Source organism: Haloarcula terrestris (genome assembly GCF_031624315.1).
In the GTDB taxonomy this organism is placed as follows: domain Archaea; phylum Halobacteriota; class Halobacteria; order Halobacteriales; family Haloarculaceae; genus Haloarcula; species Haloarcula terrestris.
On the sequence record NZ_JAMQOM010000022.1, the window covers coordinates 11697 to 28530 of the forward strand.

Genomic DNA, 16834 nt, shown 5'->3' on the forward strand with positions numbered 1-16834 from the left:
AATAAAGATGTCACTCTCTTATCAATCGAACGAAATCTCTGAAAGGCTAAGCAATCTCAATTTTGATACTCATGGAGTAGTCATTGCTCACTACTGGTGTCGGATGAATATCGACATCATCACGTAGCCGACGACTCCTCGAATACATCTGAGAAAACGAATTTTGCCCCAGTATCGTCTTCGGAGGCTAACGATAACTGCCAACCGTGGGCTTCGACGATTGTTTTGACAATCGAGAGGCCTAGTCCGGTTCCAGTCTCGCTTGTTGTGTGTCCATACTCGAAGATATCGTCGACCTCCTCAGGCGGAATGCCTGGCCCATCATCGGTTACATAGAAGCCATCGGCTGTGAGCCCAACCGTGACGGTCGTCTCCGGGCCGACGTGATCGATGGCGTTCCGAAAGAGATTCTCGAGGAGCCGCCTCAGTCGCTCTTGATCGGCAGCAACGGTTCGAGTGTCCAAGACAGTCAGTGTCGCCTCCGCAGTGTCGACGGTACTCCACGCATCCTCTGCAACCGTCTTTAGATCAACCGGTGTCTTGTCCCCAATGTGCTGCCCATCACGCGCCAATGTAAGGACATCGTCGATGATTGTGTCAATACGTTCGTGGGCACGATCGATATTATTAAGGAAATTCTCACAAGCGCTGATGTCGCTGGAGTTTTGACTGTCGCCAATACTGTTGATCCGATCCTTGAGCAATTCGAGGTTTCCGCGTGCAACCGTCAGCGGGTTCCGTAGGTCATGACTAACCGTACTCGCGAAATTGTCAAGCCGTTTGTTCTGTCTCGCAAGATTTTGACGTGATGCTTCTGCTTCGGCACGGGCGCTCTCAGCTTCGTAGATCTGATCGCGGAGGGCATCGCGCATGTTCCCGAAAGAAACGAACAGCCGGCCAATCTCGTCCTCACGCTCAGTCGATAGGTCAACGTCTAAGTTTCCGCTCTCCATCTCCTGGGCCCGCTCCCGGAGTCGCACCAGCGGAAGAACAGTTTGGCGGCCAAGAATAACACTGATGACACTCAGAGAGACCAACGAGACAGAAATGAGGATGATAACGTTCCGTCCGACAGTGCTGCTGGCCTGGTAAAGTTCTGCTCTGGGAGCAGTTGTGGTGACCACCCAGTTCGTGTCCGGCACAGGGGCGATCCCGATAACATTGTCGCCCTGCTCAGCAATCGTCGTTTGACCAGCCACGGCCTGGTTGAACGCTGTCGTTCCGGCTAGCTCGCTGGTATAGTCTTGTCGCGGCGACAACACTGTCCTTCCGTCGGTGTCAAGAACCTCTGTCCGGACGACACTGCGGCTCTTGTGGAGTTGTTCGAAATCCCTGGCGACGTCACCGACAACAACAATCACACCATGATCGCCACGGACTTGGCTCGCGAACGCCATATGGATATCACCGGTACGTGAGTACGCCGATTGCGACGAAGCAACGGTTTCTGTTCCGTTCGCTGCCTCGCTAATTGGCTCTGATACAGCTGGACTAATCGCAGTCTGGTGACGTCCTACGTAGCGATTATTCGTACTCGTGACGATAGTGTCGGACTCAGGATCGATATAATGAATACCAACCAAATCTCCTCCGCCCATCTCCTTTGACTCTTGCAGGTATGTGTGGATCCGGTCTGTATTACCCCCTGCATAGACATCCGATGATGCGACGGCACGTGTCCGGATCCGCATCCCGTCAAGCCATTCGGAGATTGAATCCGCTTGGAGTGTGGCAGTTGAACGGAGCGTCTCCTCAGCATCATTCTCGATGATAGTTTGGATCTGGACGAAACTCAGGACACCAACACTAGCAATGATGACGACGACCAGCAGCATGGAAAGCAGGAACTTCGCCGCGTACCGACGACGAACACTTTTTGGCAAAAATCGTCTGCCAATAGCCGCCTCAAGTCCACCGTCTTGGGCTACATCACTTTCCGTGTGTTCGTCGCTTTCGCCATCCATCGCACGTATCTGCCCTACATCACCCACACGGACTCTTGACTGTTGTGGCCGTTTCTAAGCAGAGATACCTGCGAAAAGTACGGAAACGGCGAAACCAGCATTTGAATGAGTCCTAGCAAGTATTATTACAGTTGACCGGATCGCGCCCGCTACTGCAGGCACGATGGACCGCCGTGAGGCGCGCGATAGCGCCGAGCGCAGCGTTCCGTCGTCCTCGTGAGCGACAGCGAACGAGGGCTCGACAGACGAGCATCGCGAGTCTGTCGGTGGCGTCGCGCGCTGGGACGTTCCACCAGATACCCAGCCCCAGTTTCTCCTGGGCTGGCTGGCCCACGGCCACGCACACACCAGGACATCGGCTCTCTCACAGCCCCCACCAGACTGACCCACGTCGACGCGCCGTTACGGTGGCGCTCCAGTCCGTGCGCGTGGTTGTCTCGCCGCCGCCCGGCCCGCCGGAGGCGGCGGCGAGGCCGCGTGCGCGAGGACCTGTCGCACCGACCGAGAGGCCCTCTTCGGTGGGGGAGGCCCCAGCTGACGCCGGCCGTTAGTTCGCCTTGGAGTGCGCGTTGCCCAGCGTCACAGCAACCGCCCGATCAGTATCTCGCTCGTTGGCCCACTGGTGGGTATCTGACTCCGCGTCCCACGGGGCCACCGTCGGGGTATCACCGGCGGAACCGAACATGCTACTCCCATGTCCGGTAGGCGCGGGACCGTCGCCAAGTTCAATGACACACATCAGGGTGTCACTCGTCACGGCCACCGTCTTCATGCCGTTGTACTCGCCGGGCTTGCCCCCACAGATTCGCACTCTGTCGCCTTCGTGAAGCGTCCGCACCATCTCACCGCCGTGGACTGACTTGCCCCAGACCGTGACCTTCGCGCTCGTACCCTCGTCGTCCTCGACATAGGCCACCTGGTACTGATTGCGGGCGTCTGGCTCCTGAATAAGGTGGGTTACTTCGCCTTCAACGGTACACTCCCAGCCGTAGGGCGAGACATCAGCAATCGGCGTCGGTGCGTCCATTGCGGCCCGGGCGTCTAGCTGGGTCGAAAACGTGGCGCTACATAGGTTTTCACCATCGTCGAGATACTCTGCAAGGAGTCGACTTGCAGCCGCTCGGGTCATGGTCGTCTGCTTGCTGATGGTATCGGCCTGCTGGTTGACTTCGGCTAGCGTTTCGGCGTCCATCTCGGCCCGTGGATCGTCGTGGTCGAAGTGCTCCGGGCGCTGGTTCATCGCGTCTGCGAGCTGTCGGTTGCCCGCTTCGCGGTCCACACTGCCGGCATGAGCGCGTGCGATCTCTGCGTGTCGTGCTTGCTCAGCTTCGCGTCCGTGGCGTTCCTCTTGTTGGGCGAGCGTTTCGCCAAAGCGTCGGTTCGGGCCAACCTCGGTTGAGCGGGTCCAGTCGTATGCCTCTTCTTGGCGAGCGTAGTAGTTGCCACGGCTATCGCTGCCCTTGTTCATCCGGAAATCAAGTTCGTCGCCGTTTTCGGTTTCGGCGACCTGCTCTAGAAGTTGCTCGGGGCCACCCTCGACGTGGGTCGAAAGGGAAACCGTTTGGTTGCTTGCCGATGCTTTCTTGCCGCTGGGATTGCTAGCGTACATTGTCTTTCACGTCACCACGGAAAGACACTTGTCGGGTGTCTCAGCACCCGATTTCTGCGGCGTGAAACTACTTCGTGAGCGCCGCGTGTGTCGTATCTTTCCGTATCTATTGACAGAAGTGTCTAGAACTTAAAGATACCGAAGGAATTGGATTGTTTCAAGTGCAGTTTTCTGGTGTTTGAGTGGCCCTAAGCAGTGTATTCTTTTTCGCATTTCAAGGGAAATTAGTATATATAAGGCGGTATGAGATTGGCACCTCCGACGGGCGGTCTCATCGTGTGCAGTTGCGGTGAGCCAGCATCCCGCGGGGCCAAGCGAGTGCCGGATGGGTGAAAGCCCGGCAGCGCAACGAAGTGAGCAGCCCGGAACACAGGGCACGCAGTGCCCGTCCTCGTTCCGGCGAGGGAGCGCCGGCCCCGGGGGTTCCTCATTTAGACCGCGAGCGACTCCGACGTGCGCGTCGAATCCTGCTGTCCCGTGCTGTAGTAGTCGGGCGGGACTGAAAGGGCCACGCCGCTGGCGCTTGCTGTGGTCGAGTCAGCGACCCCTATCCGAACGTAGTGAGGATATGTCGCTGAGCGACCGCCAGCGGCGTGGGGCTTTCAAAGTGTGCTGGACCGGCACCGAGTTCGTCACCGTGATTCCGTTTGGCGTGGGTCCAGTACCGCAAGTCCCACCAGTCCCACTACTGTCGGTAGTTTCGCCATCTGTAGGTCCATGCGTCCCGCCGCCAACAGTACCACGAGTCCTGTTGTCCGAAGTGTTGCCCCCCTCGACACCGTCACGTGTGTCACAATACTCGACTCCAGGCCCAGCAGCCCCAGAACTCTCCGCCCATCGCACACGAGACACACCCTGCCTGCGCTAGCTTCGTCCACTCTCTGCCCGCGTACCGGCCCCGGCGAGAGCGAGAGTGCCGCCCAGCGGCGGCTACCCGGCGGTCAGGCGTTACACCGGTCAGTCATCCGTTCCTGGCCCGGCCGTCAGTCCTGCGCCGACTCACACCCATCTATCGCGCTCTCAGCCAGCCTGCCAGCCCCACGCTGCTATCCACCAAGGGTCAATTCGTTTCGCCCGGCCGTCTGCCCCACGCTGCGAGGGACCGACTGCCAGCGGTAGTGCAGTCGTATCACTCTCGTCTCTAACCGCGTATGACTCCGATATGTGTCGTTTTTCCTGATGGAGTCCCCTTTCAGGCCCGTACAAGACTGATGGTACAAGAGGACTGAAGGAGCCGCGCTATCGACGAACGCTGACAAAGCTGGAAGCGTACGATCTGATCGAGGTCTCGAAGTGACTTGGCACAGAGAGTACCGTGTCTATGTCAGTATCGTTGCTTCGGACTGGGATATCGAACCACCTGCTCAGTGAAGATCTAATCCCACCCCATCACTTATTCAATGACAACTGGTATACCAACTATATGAGCGAGGAATCGGCACGGATTTACAACCAAGCACGCCGGAACGAGGTTTCCTCAGTCGAGGCGTGGGAGGACCTGCAATCTCTCTCCGAGGATATCGACTGGGACGTTGAGCGGCTGTTGTCTGAGTCTCCAACATCTACCGATGCGGACCGCGAACTGCCGCCGTAAGTTCTGCCTGGATGTTTGTGACTCGAATATCTGGTTATTCGGCCTGACACGGACGTGTGAGGGAGCGGTTTCGCTTGTTGACAACGCGATTCAAAGTGCCTCTCACGTCGGTGTGAGCGCAGATATGAGCAGAAGAATCCATACATTGGTTCCCATACTCTCTGAAAACAGTCAGTTCTACCGTGCAAGATACACAGCGCTTATCGCTCACCGGTTTCTCTCCGGAATTCAATCCGGGACAGGTGAACTCACCACCCGGTTCCGTGAGCAAGGTGAGGGAAAATGAAGTGGCGCTCAGCATTTTAGATTCTAAACTTACGGCCAGTACTCGGGCTAGATTAGAAGGCACAATCCCGGTAAGTGTGGCTCCCCTATCTTGACATATGGAGCGCACTGAGTACGCGATTCTGGTGGTCATCGCGCTCGTGACCGTCGCCATCGGCATGGTCACCACGAACCAGCCGCTCGGGGTGTTCTTCGTTGAGAGCTTCCGACAGTTTCTGACGACGACAGCCGCCATGGCCTGGATCACATGGTGGGCGCTGGTCGTCGGATTCGCCATCGCAGGCGGCGTGGAAGCCTGGACCTCGAGCGAAGAGATCAGCGAACTGCTCGAAGGGCACGGACTCCGTGAAATCGGGTACGGCTCGCTGTTCGGATTCGTCTCCTCGTCGTGTTCGTACTCGGCCATCGCCACCGCGAAAAACCTCTTCAAGAAAGGCGGCTCCGCCGCCGCCACGATCGGGGCGTTCATGTTCGCTTCGACGAACCTCGTCATCGAGATCGGTGCCGTCATCTGGATATTGCTCGGCTGGCAGTTCCTCCTCGCCAACATCGTGGGTGGGTTCGTCCTCATCGGGATGATGGCGTTGGGCTTCGTCTACCTCGTCCCCGACGAAGTCGTTGAGCAGGCCCGACAGAACGTCCGCGATAAGGGAGAGCAGACGGTCCGGGATCCGGTCTGCGGGATGGAGGTAACCCCTAACGAGGCCGAATACACCATCGAACACGAGGGTGAGACCTACTACTTCTGCTCGACGTCGTGCAAGGAGAGCTTCGACCCAGAGGAGGCAAACACCACGATTCTCCAGCAGGCTACGTCGATGGAAGGCTGGAAGGCGCTGGCCGATAAGCAATGGAAGGAGTGGGGTATGCTATGGGACGAGATCGCCATCGGGTTCATTTTCGCCGGGCTAATTGCCGGGTTCATTCCCGAGTCGGTCTGGACCGCCGTCTTCTCGGGCGCTACCTTCGGTGTTCCGGTGTACGTCTTCTGGACCGCGGTACTCGGTGCGGTCATCGGCGTCGCCACGTTCGTCTGCTCGGTCGGCAACGTTCCCTTCGGTGCCGTGCTGTTCAGCAATGGTCTGCCATTCGGGCCGGTTCTCTCATACATCTATGCCGACCTGATCGTCCCGCCCATCATGGACGCCTATCGGGAGTACTACGGGCCGACGTTCGCTGCCGTCCTGTCGGTGATGATCTTCGTCTCTGCTGTGGTAACCGGAGTCCTCATCCATTTTGTTTTCCTGGCCGCCGGAGTGATTCCGTCACCAGACAGCGTGCAGATAGCCGAGGTAGGGATCGAAATGAACTACAAAATGGTGCTGAACGTGTTGGCGACGGGGCTGTTCCTGTTCCTCTACTGGTTGCACCGCGAGAGCGGAATGGATGAGGACCAAGGGGACCACGCTCACGCCGCTGACTGATGTCTCCACCACCCATTCACCCTATGACTGTCCTACAGGTTTCGAGTTCACATGTCATGCTCCGACGAGTACTGCATACACTCCCTATATCTTGCACGACGTTCTCAACACATCTGAGATCTGTTACCTTGTGAGATATGAAGACATTCGCTAATCACTATGAAACCCGGCAAACACTTATTTTCGAGGCCAGTCGAATTTTGGTTAGAAGGAACACTGCCACACGCTCCTTCTACCCCCCTTTCCATGCCCAATGATACGCAACGCCTTGGTCGCTGTCCGGACTGCGACAAACAGATCACAACGGGATGGATTCTGGTTGAATACGTGAAGGATGACGGCACAGAGGGTGTCTGGGCTGAGTGTCCGCCGTGTGAGGACGTTGTTGCGCCGGAGTGAGTTCGGCCAGAAGTGAAGTTCTTGCAAACTGAAATGACTGGAGATGAGATAGATGAGATAGATGAGATAGATGAGATCATAATCAATACTGGATACTCAAAGTGGGATACCACAACGAATGAATTGAAGCAGTCTATCAAATTACAACCATACACGAAATAAATTATTATCAAATTGGGACAGGACTTAGTAAACAGAATTATGAAAATGATTGGGGAAACTCTATCAAGTAGAACTCAAGTTGCGCTGGCTTTAGTTGGCGGTTCACTGACAATGATACTCAGTATGAGTCGGCTTCTAAGACAGACCACAATAAGGAGACTTGGTCTTTGGGCCCCGTGGATGGCGGTTGGAAGTATTCTTTTGCTGGCTATTCCTATATGCCTACTATTAAGATATTCTCTGGTGCTTCCTCTACTATCCGCTATATTAATGACCGGTAATGTACTTTGGAGAGATTATACCGCAATTGTGGATAGTCCGGCACCACTCTTTTTTGGATGGTGGTTTGTACCGCTCGCAATCGCCCTCGTATTGGGCATGGTTGAGTATCTTGTACGCGGGACAATCATGTAACACTAACTCTGATCAATAATTCAGCAGTGTTATAGAGATACAGTGTCGCCCGACACAGGGAGTCGCTGACCGGTAGATACCTCCCAGTGCGACTCCTGCTTCAGTCGAGAAGCAGGATCGGAAGAGTCACCACCAATGTAAGCAACAGGCTCGCTCCGAGAATAGCAAACAACATATCTGATAGCCCTTCCGTCATCACGTAATTGTACGACAAAGCGACGGCTGTGATCGCTGAGAACCCTATAAACAGTAATTGTCGTAATTCCGAAGACCGCCGTGTGGAGGGGATACGCATATTACTGGACATAATAGCCTCCGACAAATATCTAACTGGACTGATTATTAGAGCCACGTAAACGGACTAGCATCCTTTATGAAGCAGACGTAGCACAATGGTTCTGGAACTCCTCTTTCCCGGCTTGATCGGATTCGTGTTTGTGATGATTGCGGCCTACGCCGGCTCACTTCGGGCTCTGGAAGTCTACTTTGATCCGGAACAAGACAGTATCTTCCTCTCGGATGACTACGAACCCTCCGGTGAGCAGTAGTCCACTGTCTCGACTACGAGTTGAAGGTTGTGCTGGAAGCTGGAGGCAGATGTCCCTATGCTTCAGACTAATCGACAGATGTGTGTTCAAGTGGATCAACCGTTCATGCTGTCGAGCCGAATACCGCCTATGACATACTGTCAGCACCTCCTCTGGGGGAGAGTGTAGCGTACTATTTGACATAGCAAGTGGCACGGATGGATTGATTACATTCTGCGATCACTGAGCACCTCTGGTATACTGACCAGCGATTGGGTGAACAATTTTGTTGCCATCTGGGTGACTGAGCCAGCTATCCTGACCCGGTGAGAGAGCTCTTCTGGCGAAATACGGAGAGCAATCCGAGAACACCGCAGATGATAAACAGCCCAGCGAGGAGGAACCAATGACCATCAAGATACTGTAGCGTACCGACTAGAACAAAACCAGCATACAGAAGCGGCTGATAGAGTGGATGATCTTGAACACCGTTTACCGTCGTTGCGAGCAACACCGGAACGACAATTATCCAAAGGACAATAGAATATACCGTTGGTGGCCCGTTGTATATGAATTCAAAATAGGTGGCTGCACCGATCACCCCGAGCATAAGTAGTGTAGCTCCCGGACGAATTCGGTTCTGGAGGGAACGGAGGGCAGTCATTCAGAGTCATTGTTTTTTATCGACACATATCTATCTACCTGTTGCTTTTTAGTCGCTGGTCGTCTCATGAGCCGGTGTACTGACCGCCAGTGACCATGAATCGGATGAGAGTTCGTGTGTCTTCGCCTTACGAGATTGGGTGTAAATCAACCTATCAAGATGGGACATGTCGACAGAGACATTCACTGACTATCTGGGAACTCATTGCCCACCTTGGGGACGCCCCGCAAAAGCCTCGCCACTCGTCTGTGCCTGCCGGTGCTGGGCACGAATGTCTGGTCGGTCGTCAGCTTCGGTGCTTGGAGGCTGCTCGTCGACGGACTGCTGTTCGGTGCTCATGTTTGGGAAACCCCTCACCCCACCGGGGGACACAAAATTGCTTCCAGTACCGCCGTTAGACCGCCACCACTACAGCGGTTCGACCCACGCAGGAGCAGCGTCGTGTATACCACGGAAACCCAAGTTGTCGGCAGCCTCGACAAACACGACCACGTCGCCGGCGCAACGCGATCATAGACCACGAAACCCAGATGTGCGTGACGATTGTGCTGTGCTGTCGTAGTGGAAGCAACCGCTAGCGGCGTGGGGAGTTCAAGATGGGTTGATCCTTCTACTAGAGAATAAAGACGTTCACAAAAGGCGGCCGATCGGACACTAGTCGCGAACGACGCTGGACACAAAAACGCAGAACGTGGGACTTCTCACTCGTTTTCGAGCGCTGCGTAGATATCTGCGTGGCGACGTCCATCGAGCTTCCCCATCTCAAGCGCAATCTCGCGGCGTTCGGCGTCGCTTTCGGCCGCCTGATATCGTTCGTACAACTTGCGGACCTCCTCGTCGATCATTACACGTCCGGCTTTTTCATGCTCATCGTTAACTGTTTCTCACCGATCGAGGCCAAGCCTATCCCGTGGGCCCGCCGGCCAATGTAAGAACATCTGGATACACCCTGCTACGGAGTGGGCTGCCTGCGGTCAGGCCAAGAGATCTACCTCCCACCGCGGGGTCGGCCCTGGAAGACGTCGCCACTCGTCTGGGCCTGTCGGTGCTGGGCACGAACATCTGGTCGGTCGTCGGCTTCGGTGCTTGGAGACTGCTCGTCGACGGACTGCTGTTCGGTGCTCATGTTCGGGAAACCCCTCATCCCACCGGGGGGACACAAAATTGGCAGTGCGAGTGCGCGGCCGACAGGACTCAGGCCTCTGCGACGTCCCAGACAGAGAGATGACCGCTGGTACAGACGCCACCGTGATGCCCAACGGCCATGCACGGCCCGTACTCTCCGTCGACACACGCGATGCGCTCAGCGTCGAAGATCGGCGCGTCGCACTCGTCGGTTCTGCAGGTCATATGGTGGGACGAGTCACTGGACATCACGCATCGCCTTCCATCGCTTGTTGACAGAGCTCGTCTTCGCTTGGCAGGGTCCAGTCGTGGTACTCGCGAGCGATGTGGCGCGCTCGCGTGACGTTGCCCACGACGCCGGCTGCTGGAGACTGCTATGCCTCAACGCGCGCTTTCAGGGACGCAGGGTGGTTGCGTGTGTACGTCCCAAAGCCGAGGCCGTTTGGCCCGTTCTGAGTCATGACGACGTAGCTCTTCAACTTGGTCTGGATCGCGTGTTTTTTCGACATAGCTGGTAGTCAAGACGCTCTCTCTCTGGAACGGCTCTCACCTGGTGGAGGCTCACAAAAGACATATCTCGGCTTTGCATCTAGCGGCAACATATACTGATATGGGGACGACACTGGTTCAGATACCCCTCTCTTGATTAAGAGAATCAGCGGTAGAAGCACTGTACTCGTATACCGCTCGGTTTTGAATTCGGTATGTCCCGCTCACTTGAGCAAGCACAGTTGTCATCTCGAGATAGTTCATTTCTAATGGACAGCTGTTGTGGCGATCGTCGCTGACTGGAAACCAGGTAGGGTGGTGTCCATGTGGTGATTGCAACCGGATAACCAAAACCGAGCGTATTGATATCGCTCAGAGATTAAGCAGCGAAGAGTTGCTCCACGCGATCCGTGAAGTCGACCCGGAGAAAGTATCCGAATGGGGCGGTGTATACGACCCCGAAGAGGACGCAGGGTGGACCAATATCAGAGGGGGCTGACACCCGGTTTTCATGCAGCCTTCGTACCCTCCTCATAGCATCGGGTACCGGGTGTGATCAGCGTGCAACAAATTACCCCGAAATCCGGAACAAGTGGTTTTCGCGCTGCTGGTGCTTACCGGCCTCGAACAGTCTCCATTCAGCTGGGGGGACCGGGTATGGGGGGTGAGCCACCCTGGCGATCACCGTCGGCGTGCGAGTAGGTATTCATCGAGCGAAGCTACGTGGCCACGGTTTGGGATCGGCAGCCGGCGGCACCCGTCGCAGCGACCGAACGGGTTCCGGTGTGACGTGGTTGGTCGACTTCCTCGAAGGCAGTGACGAGAGCGCGGAGGTGGTACAGCTGGGTACGATGCTGCCGGCATCTCACCACACAGCGGACTACTTCTCTCAATCACCGAAAGAGATACCAACAATTTGTACACAACGTATACACATGAGTACTATCAGAGTCACCGACGAAGTGAAAGAACGACTGCGTGACCTGAAGCGGGACGACGAAAGCTTCAACGACCTGTTGGACCGCCTTAGCCGAAGCGAGAAAGATGTAGAGGAGATGGCTGGGTTCCTCAGTGAGTTCGATGATGGGAGTCTTGCAGACAATATGCGTGAGACCCACGAGGAACTGAATGAATCGCTGGACCGTCGCAGTGACGAATGATCGTACTGGACAACGACATATTGGTGAAAGTCGGCGGTGCGAACCCTGACCCCGAGGTTGTCAGCCACCTACAGCAGTATCGTAGTGAGGAGTGGACAATCCCGTCTCTCGTCGCCTTCGAGTTCTACCGTTCCTGTAGCAGTCGGTCGGAGATGGAACGCGCACGAACGCGCCTCACGTCGACGTTAGACCGCATCATCGACTTCACCGGGAACACTGCGCTTGAAGCCGCCTATCTCGAAGAACGTCTACAGTCGCAAGATGTCTCTCTTGACCCTGTCGACCTCTTGAACCTCGCAACTGCACACACCGAGGGTGGTACTTTCATCACCCACAATAAGAACGATTTCGACAAGGCGCCTCTTCTGGAGCTTGCTGACGTAGATATTGTACATACCGCCTAATTGTGCCGGGCTGCATGTATCCGATTCACTGGACGGTATGATAGGCTGTGACTGGGGAAGGTTGGCCACCTAGGCGATCACTGACGGCAGGCGCAGGTGTTCGTCGAGTACGGCTACGCGGTCACGGTTCGGGATCGGCGGCTGGCGGTGCCCGTTGCAGCGGTCATTCGGTTTCTGGTGTGGCGTGGGTGGCCGACGCTCGGGAGAGCGTACGCGTGGGCACTGGAGGGTGACGTGTACGAGCGGCAGTGTGGGGAAGTGTAGAACGAGCTTATGTGCTTTTAAAATTTGTTCAGCGGGCCTATGAGTAGCGTTTGAAGCGTGGGTTGCGTTGCTCGAATCTATGAATTTACAACTACTGCAGAATACCCTTGACAGGACAAGCTACCAACCCGCAAGTGTGTAGAAACACCAACAGTAAAATAAAGTCAAATTATTGGCTCCGTAGTCCCCGTTACTGTCTCCTGTGTGTCGGGTTCGGATTGAGAGCACCCAGCGACGCTTGTCGTGAGTACAATAGCCGAGCCACCAATCGCCTTAACAACGTCTCGTCGGTTCATATTTCTAAGTATGTTTTTACACTTTTAATCACTTTTCGAGCGTCTCGAACCGCGTATTCGCCAACATAACCGTCTCTGCCTTGCCGTCAGCCTCGACAACAGCCACGGCGAACTCGTAGCTGTCCCAGTAGTGGGCTGCACCGTCGCCGTCGACGCCGAGGAAGAGCGGCCGGCCTTGGGTAGGTAGTTCACGAGCGGGACGGTCAGTACAGGTGTTGTACTGACCGTTCATCAAGAACCGAATGGTAGCTGTGAACGGTTCTACAGAACCCTAAACAACCGTTACGCTCTGCCGACACGACAGCTACCGTTCCCACTGGAAGAAGCCATTCCGCTCGCGATAGGCACTGATCTGGTCCTGAAATTCCTGCTCCTGGAAGTCTGGCTCGTCGCCGTGGATATCCTCCGGTGAGACGCCATCGGAAAGATGCTCATCGCCCGTAGTGTCCTCCGTGTCCTGATCGGGTTCATGTCGTTGCTCGCACTCCCTGCAGGTCCAGATCAGCCGGTCAAGATGTGGGTGGCACTCGAAGCCATCGAGCCCGTGAGATTCGTGTCCCGTCACGGCGCCACACTGCCGACAGTAGAACTCGATCCCAAGTGTCTCCGGTTCGGATGTCGCTTGGTGGCGCTGCACAACGCCGGGCATACCCCAGTACGTGCCGTCGTCCTGCCGAAACTCGTCTGTGAACTGCTGGAACTCCGAGCGGTCGGAGAGTGGCGTACCGTTCCAAGAGTTGATATTCTCCCCGCGCTAAAATACGGGGCTTTCTCCTCAAGTCTCTGTAATCGTTCGACCGCTCAATTTGTCGAAACCATGCTCGTAGACATCACTGGAAGCTATCTGTGAATTCGAGGCTCACACTGGCTGGCCCCGTACCATTCAGAAACCGATAAAATTCTTTGTGGTAGCTGAGTACTGGAAAAGCTCCTAATCTTTGAGAAATTTTGACATATTTATTCTAACGAAAGAATTATATCTATTGAGAGTGAAATTAAGACAGAATTGAGTAGTATGGAGATGTCTGACGGCGATTCGGAAGCAAGTCTGGACACGGCGCTTCAAGCGGTATCTGATCGACAGCGACGGCTGATCTGTCTCTTATTACGTGAGAGCGAACCCAGACCAGTAAGTGACTTTCTCCGCCGTAGTGCTGAGGTAAGTCATACTGCCGATACGGATCTTTATCACAATCATCTGCCGCGCCTGGCCGAACTGGAGTATATTGAGTGGGACAGAGACACTGGCGAGGTAGCAAAGGGCGACCGCTTCGGGGAAATCGAATCACTGCTTGATATACTTGATACGCACGCTGAGGATCTGCCAGGGATGTGGCCCTGAACGGATATCTCCGATCTAACTAGTGAGTTTGATCACGGAGAAATCTTGGTTGTATCCGATACCTGTAGTAGACCATCGCCACGGACTGTTATCTGATAGCTGCGGTATCGAAACGTGACAGAACTGGTTTCTGACCCGCTTCGATTGCCCTCTGGACCAAAAAGGAGTGTTTCAACCGCACCAATATCGATACTTTCGTGTAATGGTGTGTGCTGGAGTCTGTCCATGGATTCCCCTTCCAAAGTAGCGACCGTCTGAATGATTATGGCTGTCAGACCCTGGTCGCTGGTGGGATCATATTGGACTTCTTACAAGTCACCTTGTTGCTCCGTGAGTGGATCATCATTGGCCGCCTCGCACTCTCCACCACAGTACCCAGACATAATTAGTAAACACAGTGTTTTCACACCTATATATATCCATAGGTTCTATCCGAGATATTCTGCGCATAATAGTTTACAGTGGTAAATACAGAATCCGTGAGGATTGTGTACAGCTGTTGGCTGTAATTAGACTAGCCCAGAGCAGTTGTAAACTCATGTCAGATACTACCCAATTCAAGCAAACCTTTTCTGCCGAAACTCTATGCAAGGTCTGCGCGCTGCATTCAGTAATCCCTTCTAACCACAAAGTGGGTTTGATAGACGGTTCAATGTTCATTAGTAGACAGACTCAACAATCGATCTACCATCCAATGGTCGATAGCAACGCCATGTGAACCAGTCTATGACTCCCTCTTTGACTATCTAGAAAGTCACTACCGCTCCCACGGGAAGAAGCTATGCCGCTCGCGATAGGCACTGATCTGGTCCTGAAACTCCTGCTCCTGGAAGTCTGGCTCGTTGCCGTGGATATCTTCCGGTGAAACGCCATCGGGAAGATGCTCATAGCCCGTGGTCTCCTCCGTATCGCTGTCTTGCTCGGGTTCGTGCCGGTGCTGTCCACACTCCCTGCAGGTCCAGATCAGCCGGTCACGATGCGAGTGGCACTCGAAGCCGTCGAGCCCGTGAGATTCGTGTCCCGTCACGGCGTCACACTGTCGACAGTAGAACTCGATTCCGACTGTCTCCGGTTCGGATCTCGCGTGATGGCGCTGCACGACGCCGGGAACGAGCCAGTACGTGCCGTCGTCCTGTCGGAACTCGTCTGTGAGACGCTGGAACTCCGAGCGGTCGGTGACCGGCGAACCGTCCTCAAGGTAGATCCGTGGCTGGATGTCGTCCCCGTCCCAATTGGTCTGTTCGTCGGCTGTCTCCAAGAGCGCCTGTCCGATTTCCTCATCGATCGTGGTTTCGGTCGGAAGCTCAGGCCAGCCCTTCGTGAGAGTGGGTGCTGGCTCCGTCCCGAAGGCTGCTCGACATTTCACGGTTCCATGGGAGACATCCTCGCCGCTCGCGATGCTATCAGATACCGAAAAGGCTGCAGCACCGAGGGCTCGTGCATGGTAGTTGGTTTTGGCCTTGACGAGTGCGAGCACAACCCGACCGAACGTACACTCGGAAAATGAACTGTCGTCCTGATCGTCGGCAGGCGTTTCGGAGACTCTGGTGTGTGCACAGAACGGACACTGGCGTTCATCCTGGGGAATATCCTGTCCACAGGTCGCACAGGTTCGAGAATCAGCCCCTGTCTGGCTGGGATACTTTTTGGATTTGAGGACTCGTTCTCGCCCGTTCCCTCTCGTTTCAGGGTCCGAACTCGCTGCACCCCGGATATCTGTGGGGTCGAACTCAGGGTTCCGGTCGGTCACACGCAAGGTTGCGTTCGTCATCGTATTTAAACCTCCACCCATGGAGGTGGGACAAAACAGATCGATACAGGGGTGTGCTCGTCTACGAGCGATGTCTTACACCACACAGCGGCCGTGCGGTCGGTGTTAATGTGCAGGGGTTCTATGATCGCGTACAATATGTATGAACTCGCCCCTTTATTCTCAATACTGATTTTGTCGTCTGCGATTGTTGGGTGTCTGTTAGTCATATCTAATTCGGTACCACAACGATCGTTCCGGCCCTCTCCACTGATCGGTGACTGAATAAAATAGACACTCAAAAACAGCCCAAACGCCCATATAGGATGGTGTTAGATATTAAACGGTACAAGCATGTGCGGATATCGTAGGGCCACAACAGACAGTCATCATCAGTATCGCGAGGCCCTTCTCGAACTGACGACAGACGAAAATATCATTTCTGGAAATATAGATGCTAGTATTCAAACTATCAGTGAGCTTACCGCCGACGTCCTGAATGTTTCCCGGGTTAATATCTGGCTCTTCAACGAAAATAAGACCCAACTCCGCTGTATTGACCAGTTTGACCAGCGAACAAAGTCCCATTCAAACGGTCAGGAACTGTCCACCTCCGTTGGTCCAGCGTATATCAACGCCCTTCAATCATCCCGAATCGTCGATGTCACGGATGTGTATTCTGATTCCCGTACTACCCAACTCTCTGAACAGTATTTTGATTCACATAATATCAGTGCCCTTCTTGACGCCACGATACGGTCGGAAGGGGATGTCATCGGTGTCATCTGCCACGAACATATTGGCGGACCACGACAATGGACTGACCAAGAAATCCTGCTCCGTTGAACGCCGACGCCGTCTGCGGATTGTATCGCTGATTTCAGGGGAATTGGACGCCGTCTGGCGATATGGGGCGTCTCAGGAACCTTGCACAGACGTTTCGAGACTTTGCCACGAACCAC

Annotated in this window: 18 protein-coding genes and 2 pseudogenes; 9 read left to right on the top strand and 11 right to left on the bottom strand. The window is 54.9% G+C overall.

What is annotated here, in order from left to right; all coding sequences use genetic code 11:
* Positions 1-119: 119 nt before the first annotated feature.
* Positions 120-1964 (bottom strand): sensor histidine kinase, encoded by a 1845-nt coding sequence (locus NDI54_RS20575; protein WP_310898207.1) that lies wholly within the window; start codon positions 1962-1964, stop codon positions 120-122.
* A gap of 547 nt (positions 1965-2511) precedes the next feature.
* Positions 2512-3573, bottom strand: coding sequence for a single stranded DNA-binding domain-containing protein (locus NDI54_RS20580; protein WP_310898208.1), 1062 nt, complete (start codon positions 3571-3573; stop codon positions 2512-2514).
* 1423 nt (positions 3574-4996) lie between these two features.
* On the opposite strand from NDI54_RS20580, the gene NDI54_RS20585 reads away from it, so the two are divergent.
* The 4 genes from NDI54_RS20585 to NDI54_RS20595 all read left to right on the top strand — a co-directional run bounded on the left by NDI54_RS20585 (position 4997) and on the right by NDI54_RS20595 (position 8399).
* The gene (locus NDI54_RS20585) at positions 4997-5167 is read left to right on the top strand and encodes a hypothetical protein (protein WP_310898209.1); all 171 of its coding nucleotides are present in this window, start codon (positions 4997-4999) and stop codon (positions 5165-5167) included.
* A gap of 383 nt (positions 5168-5550) precedes the next feature.
* Positions 5551-6876, top strand: a complete 1326-nt coding sequence (locus tag NDI54_RS20590) for a permease (RefSeq protein WP_310898210.1) — start codon at positions 5551-5553, stop codon at positions 6874-6876.
* 246 nt (positions 6877-7122) lie between these two features.
* Positions 7123-7275: a DUF7837 family putative zinc-binding protein gene (locus tag NDI54_RS21560; RefSeq protein ID WP_455032229.1), complete on the top strand. Its 153-nt coding sequence runs from the start codon at positions 7123-7125 to the stop codon at positions 7273-7275.
* 968 nt (positions 7276-8243) lie between these two features.
* Positions 8244-8399 (top strand): hypothetical protein, encoded by a 156-nt coding sequence (locus tag NDI54_RS20595; protein WP_310898211.1) that lies wholly within the window; start codon positions 8244-8246, stop codon positions 8397-8399.
* A gap of 292 nt (positions 8400-8691) precedes the next feature.
* On the opposite strand, the gene NDI54_RS20600 is transcribed toward NDI54_RS20595, so the two are convergent.
* The 5 genes from NDI54_RS20600 to NDI54_RS20620 form a co-directional block, all read right to left on the bottom strand.
* Positions 8692-8988: a hypothetical protein gene (locus tag NDI54_RS20600; RefSeq protein WP_310898212.1), complete on the bottom strand. Its 297-nt coding sequence runs from the start codon at positions 8986-8988 to the stop codon at positions 8692-8694.
* Between the two features lie 255 nt (positions 8989-9243).
* On the bottom strand, positions 9244-9381 hold the full coding sequence (locus NDI54_RS20605; RefSeq protein ID WP_310898213.1) for a hypothetical protein: 138 nt from the start codon (positions 9379-9381) through the stop codon (positions 9244-9246).
* A gap of 362 nt (positions 9382-9743) precedes the next feature.
* The gene (locus NDI54_RS20610; RefSeq protein ID WP_310898214.1) at positions 9744-9887 is read right to left on the bottom strand and encodes a hypothetical protein; all 144 of its coding nucleotides are present in this window, start codon (positions 9885-9887) and stop codon (positions 9744-9746) included.
* A 143-nt stretch (positions 9888-10030) separates the two neighbouring features.
* On the bottom strand, positions 10031-10168 hold the full coding sequence (locus NDI54_RS20615; protein ID WP_310898215.1) for a hypothetical protein: 138 nt from the start codon (positions 10166-10168) through the stop codon (positions 10031-10033).
* Positions 10169-10236: 68 nt separating this feature from the next.
* Positions 10237-10392, bottom strand: a complete 156-nt coding sequence (locus NDI54_RS20620) for a hypothetical protein (RefSeq protein WP_310898216.1) — start codon at positions 10390-10392, stop codon at positions 10237-10239.
* Positions 10393-11591: 1199 nt separating this feature from the next.
* On the opposite strand from NDI54_RS20620, the gene NDI54_RS20625 reads away from it, so the two are divergent.
* The 3 genes from NDI54_RS20625 (at position 11592) to NDI54_RS20635 (ending at position 12484) form a co-directional block, all read left to right on the top strand.
* The gene (locus NDI54_RS20625; protein WP_310898217.1) at positions 11592-11816 is read left to right on the top strand and encodes a DUF7557 family protein; all 225 of its coding nucleotides are present in this window, start codon (positions 11592-11594) and stop codon (positions 11814-11816) included.
* A complete protein-coding gene (locus NDI54_RS20630) occupies positions 11813-12220 on the top strand; it encodes a type II toxin-antitoxin system VapC family toxin (RefSeq protein WP_310898218.1) in 408 nt (135 codons plus the stop codon). Before NDI54_RS20625 ends, NDI54_RS20630 begins: the two co-directional genes overlap by 4 nt.
* Positions 12221-12316: 96 nt before the next feature.
* Positions 12317-12484 carry a hypothetical protein gene (locus NDI54_RS20635; RefSeq protein ID WP_310898219.1) on the top strand — a complete coding sequence of 56 codons (168 nt, stop codon included), beginning with the start codon at positions 12317-12319 and terminating at the stop codon, positions 12482-12484.
* A 333-nt stretch (positions 12485-12817) separates the two neighbouring features.
* Here NDI54_RS20635 and NDI54_RS20640 read toward each other — a convergent pair.
* Together NDI54_RS20640 and NDI54_RS20645 are read right to left on the bottom strand one after the other, a co-directional pair.
* A pseudogene (locus tag NDI54_RS20640) lies at positions 12818-13012 on the bottom strand (hypothetical protein); the annotation flags it as partial.
* Between the two features lie 72 nt (positions 13013-13084).
* Positions 13085-13510 (bottom strand): annotated as a pseudogene (locus NDI54_RS20645) (hypothetical protein); the annotation flags it as partial.
* Between the two features lie 291 nt (positions 13511-13801).
* Between NDI54_RS20645 and NDI54_RS21565 the strand changes: the two are divergent.
* Complete coding sequence (locus NDI54_RS21565) at positions 13802-14122, top strand: DUF7344 domain-containing protein (RefSeq protein WP_455032230.1); 321 nt, start codon at positions 13802-13804, stop codon at positions 14120-14122.
* A 32-nt stretch (positions 14123-14154) separates the two neighbouring features.
* Here NDI54_RS21565 and NDI54_RS21490 read toward each other — a convergent pair whose 3' ends face one another.
* Positions 14155-14397 carry a HalOD1 output domain-containing protein gene (locus tag NDI54_RS21490; protein ID WP_406600215.1) on the bottom strand — a complete coding sequence of 81 codons (243 nt, stop codon included), beginning with the start codon at positions 14395-14397 and terminating at the stop codon, positions 14155-14157.
* Between the two features lie 482 nt (positions 14398-14879).
* Entirely contained in the window at positions 14880-15893 is a 1014-nt protein-coding gene (locus NDI54_RS20650) for a hypothetical protein (RefSeq protein ID WP_310898220.1), read from the bottom strand.
* Positions 15894-16226: 333 nt separating this feature from the next.
* Here NDI54_RS20650 and NDI54_RS21495 point away from each other — a divergent pair, with 333 nt between their 5' ends.
* The gene (locus NDI54_RS21495) at positions 16227-16718 is read left to right on the top strand and encodes a GAF domain-containing protein (RefSeq protein WP_406600214.1); all 492 of its coding nucleotides are present in this window, start codon (positions 16227-16229) and stop codon (positions 16716-16718) included.
* Positions 16719-16834: the final 116 nt, after the last annotated feature.

Coding starts and splice junctions, on each gene's coding strand:
- NDI54_RS20575 (WP_310898207.1), bottom strand. CDS start 1,964: ATGGATGGCGAAAGCGACGAACACACGGAAAGTGATGTAGCCCAAGAC.
- NDI54_RS20580 (WP_310898208.1), bottom strand. CDS start 3,573: ATGTACGCTAGCAATCCCAGCGGCAAGAAAGCATCGGCAAGCAACCAA.
- NDI54_RS20585 (WP_310898209.1), top strand. CDS start 4,997: ATGAGCGAGGAATCGGCACGGATTTACAACCAAGCACGCCGGAACGAG.
- NDI54_RS20590 (WP_310898210.1), top strand. CDS start 5,551: ATGGAGCGCACTGAGTACGCGATTCTGGTGGTCATCGCGCTCGTGACC.
- NDI54_RS21560 (WP_455032229.1), top strand. CDS start 7,123: ATGCCCAATGATACGCAACGCCTTGGTCGCTGTCCGGACTGCGACAAA.
- NDI54_RS20595 (WP_310898211.1), top strand. CDS start 8,244: ATGGTTCTGGAACTCCTCTTTCCCGGCTTGATCGGATTCGTGTTTGTG.
- NDI54_RS20600 (WP_310898212.1), bottom strand. CDS start 8,988: ATGCTCGGGGTGATCGGTGCAGCCACCTATTTTGAATTCATATACAAC.
- NDI54_RS20605 (WP_310898213.1), bottom strand. CDS start 9,381: ATGAGCACCGAACAGCAGTCCGTCGACGAGCAGCCTCCAAGCACCGAA.
- NDI54_RS20610 (WP_310898214.1), bottom strand. CDS start 9,887: ATGATCGACGAGGAGGTCCGCAAGTTGTACGAACGATATCAGGCGGCC.
- NDI54_RS20615 (WP_310898215.1), bottom strand. CDS start 10,168: ATGAGCACCGAACAGCAGTCCGTCGACGAGCAGTCTCCAAGCACCGAA.
- NDI54_RS20620 (WP_310898216.1), bottom strand. CDS start 10,392: ATGACCTGCAGAACCGACGAGTGCGACGCGCCGATCTTCGACGCTGAG.
- NDI54_RS20625 (WP_310898217.1), top strand. CDS start 11,592: ATGAGTACTATCAGAGTCACCGACGAAGTGAAAGAACGACTGCGTGAC.
- NDI54_RS20630 (WP_310898218.1), top strand. CDS start 11,813: ATGATCGTACTGGACAACGACATATTGGTGAAAGTCGGCGGTGCGAAC.
- NDI54_RS21565 (WP_455032230.1), top strand. CDS start 13,802: ATGTCTGACGGCGATTCGGAAGCAAGTCTGGACACGGCGCTTCAAGCG.
- NDI54_RS20650 (WP_310898220.1), bottom strand. CDS start 15,893: ATGACGAACGCAACCTTGCGTGTGACCGACCGGAACCCTGAGTTCGAC.
- NDI54_RS21495 (WP_406600214.1), top strand. CDS start 16,227: ATGTGCGGATATCGTAGGGCCACAACAGACAGTCATCATCAGTATCGC.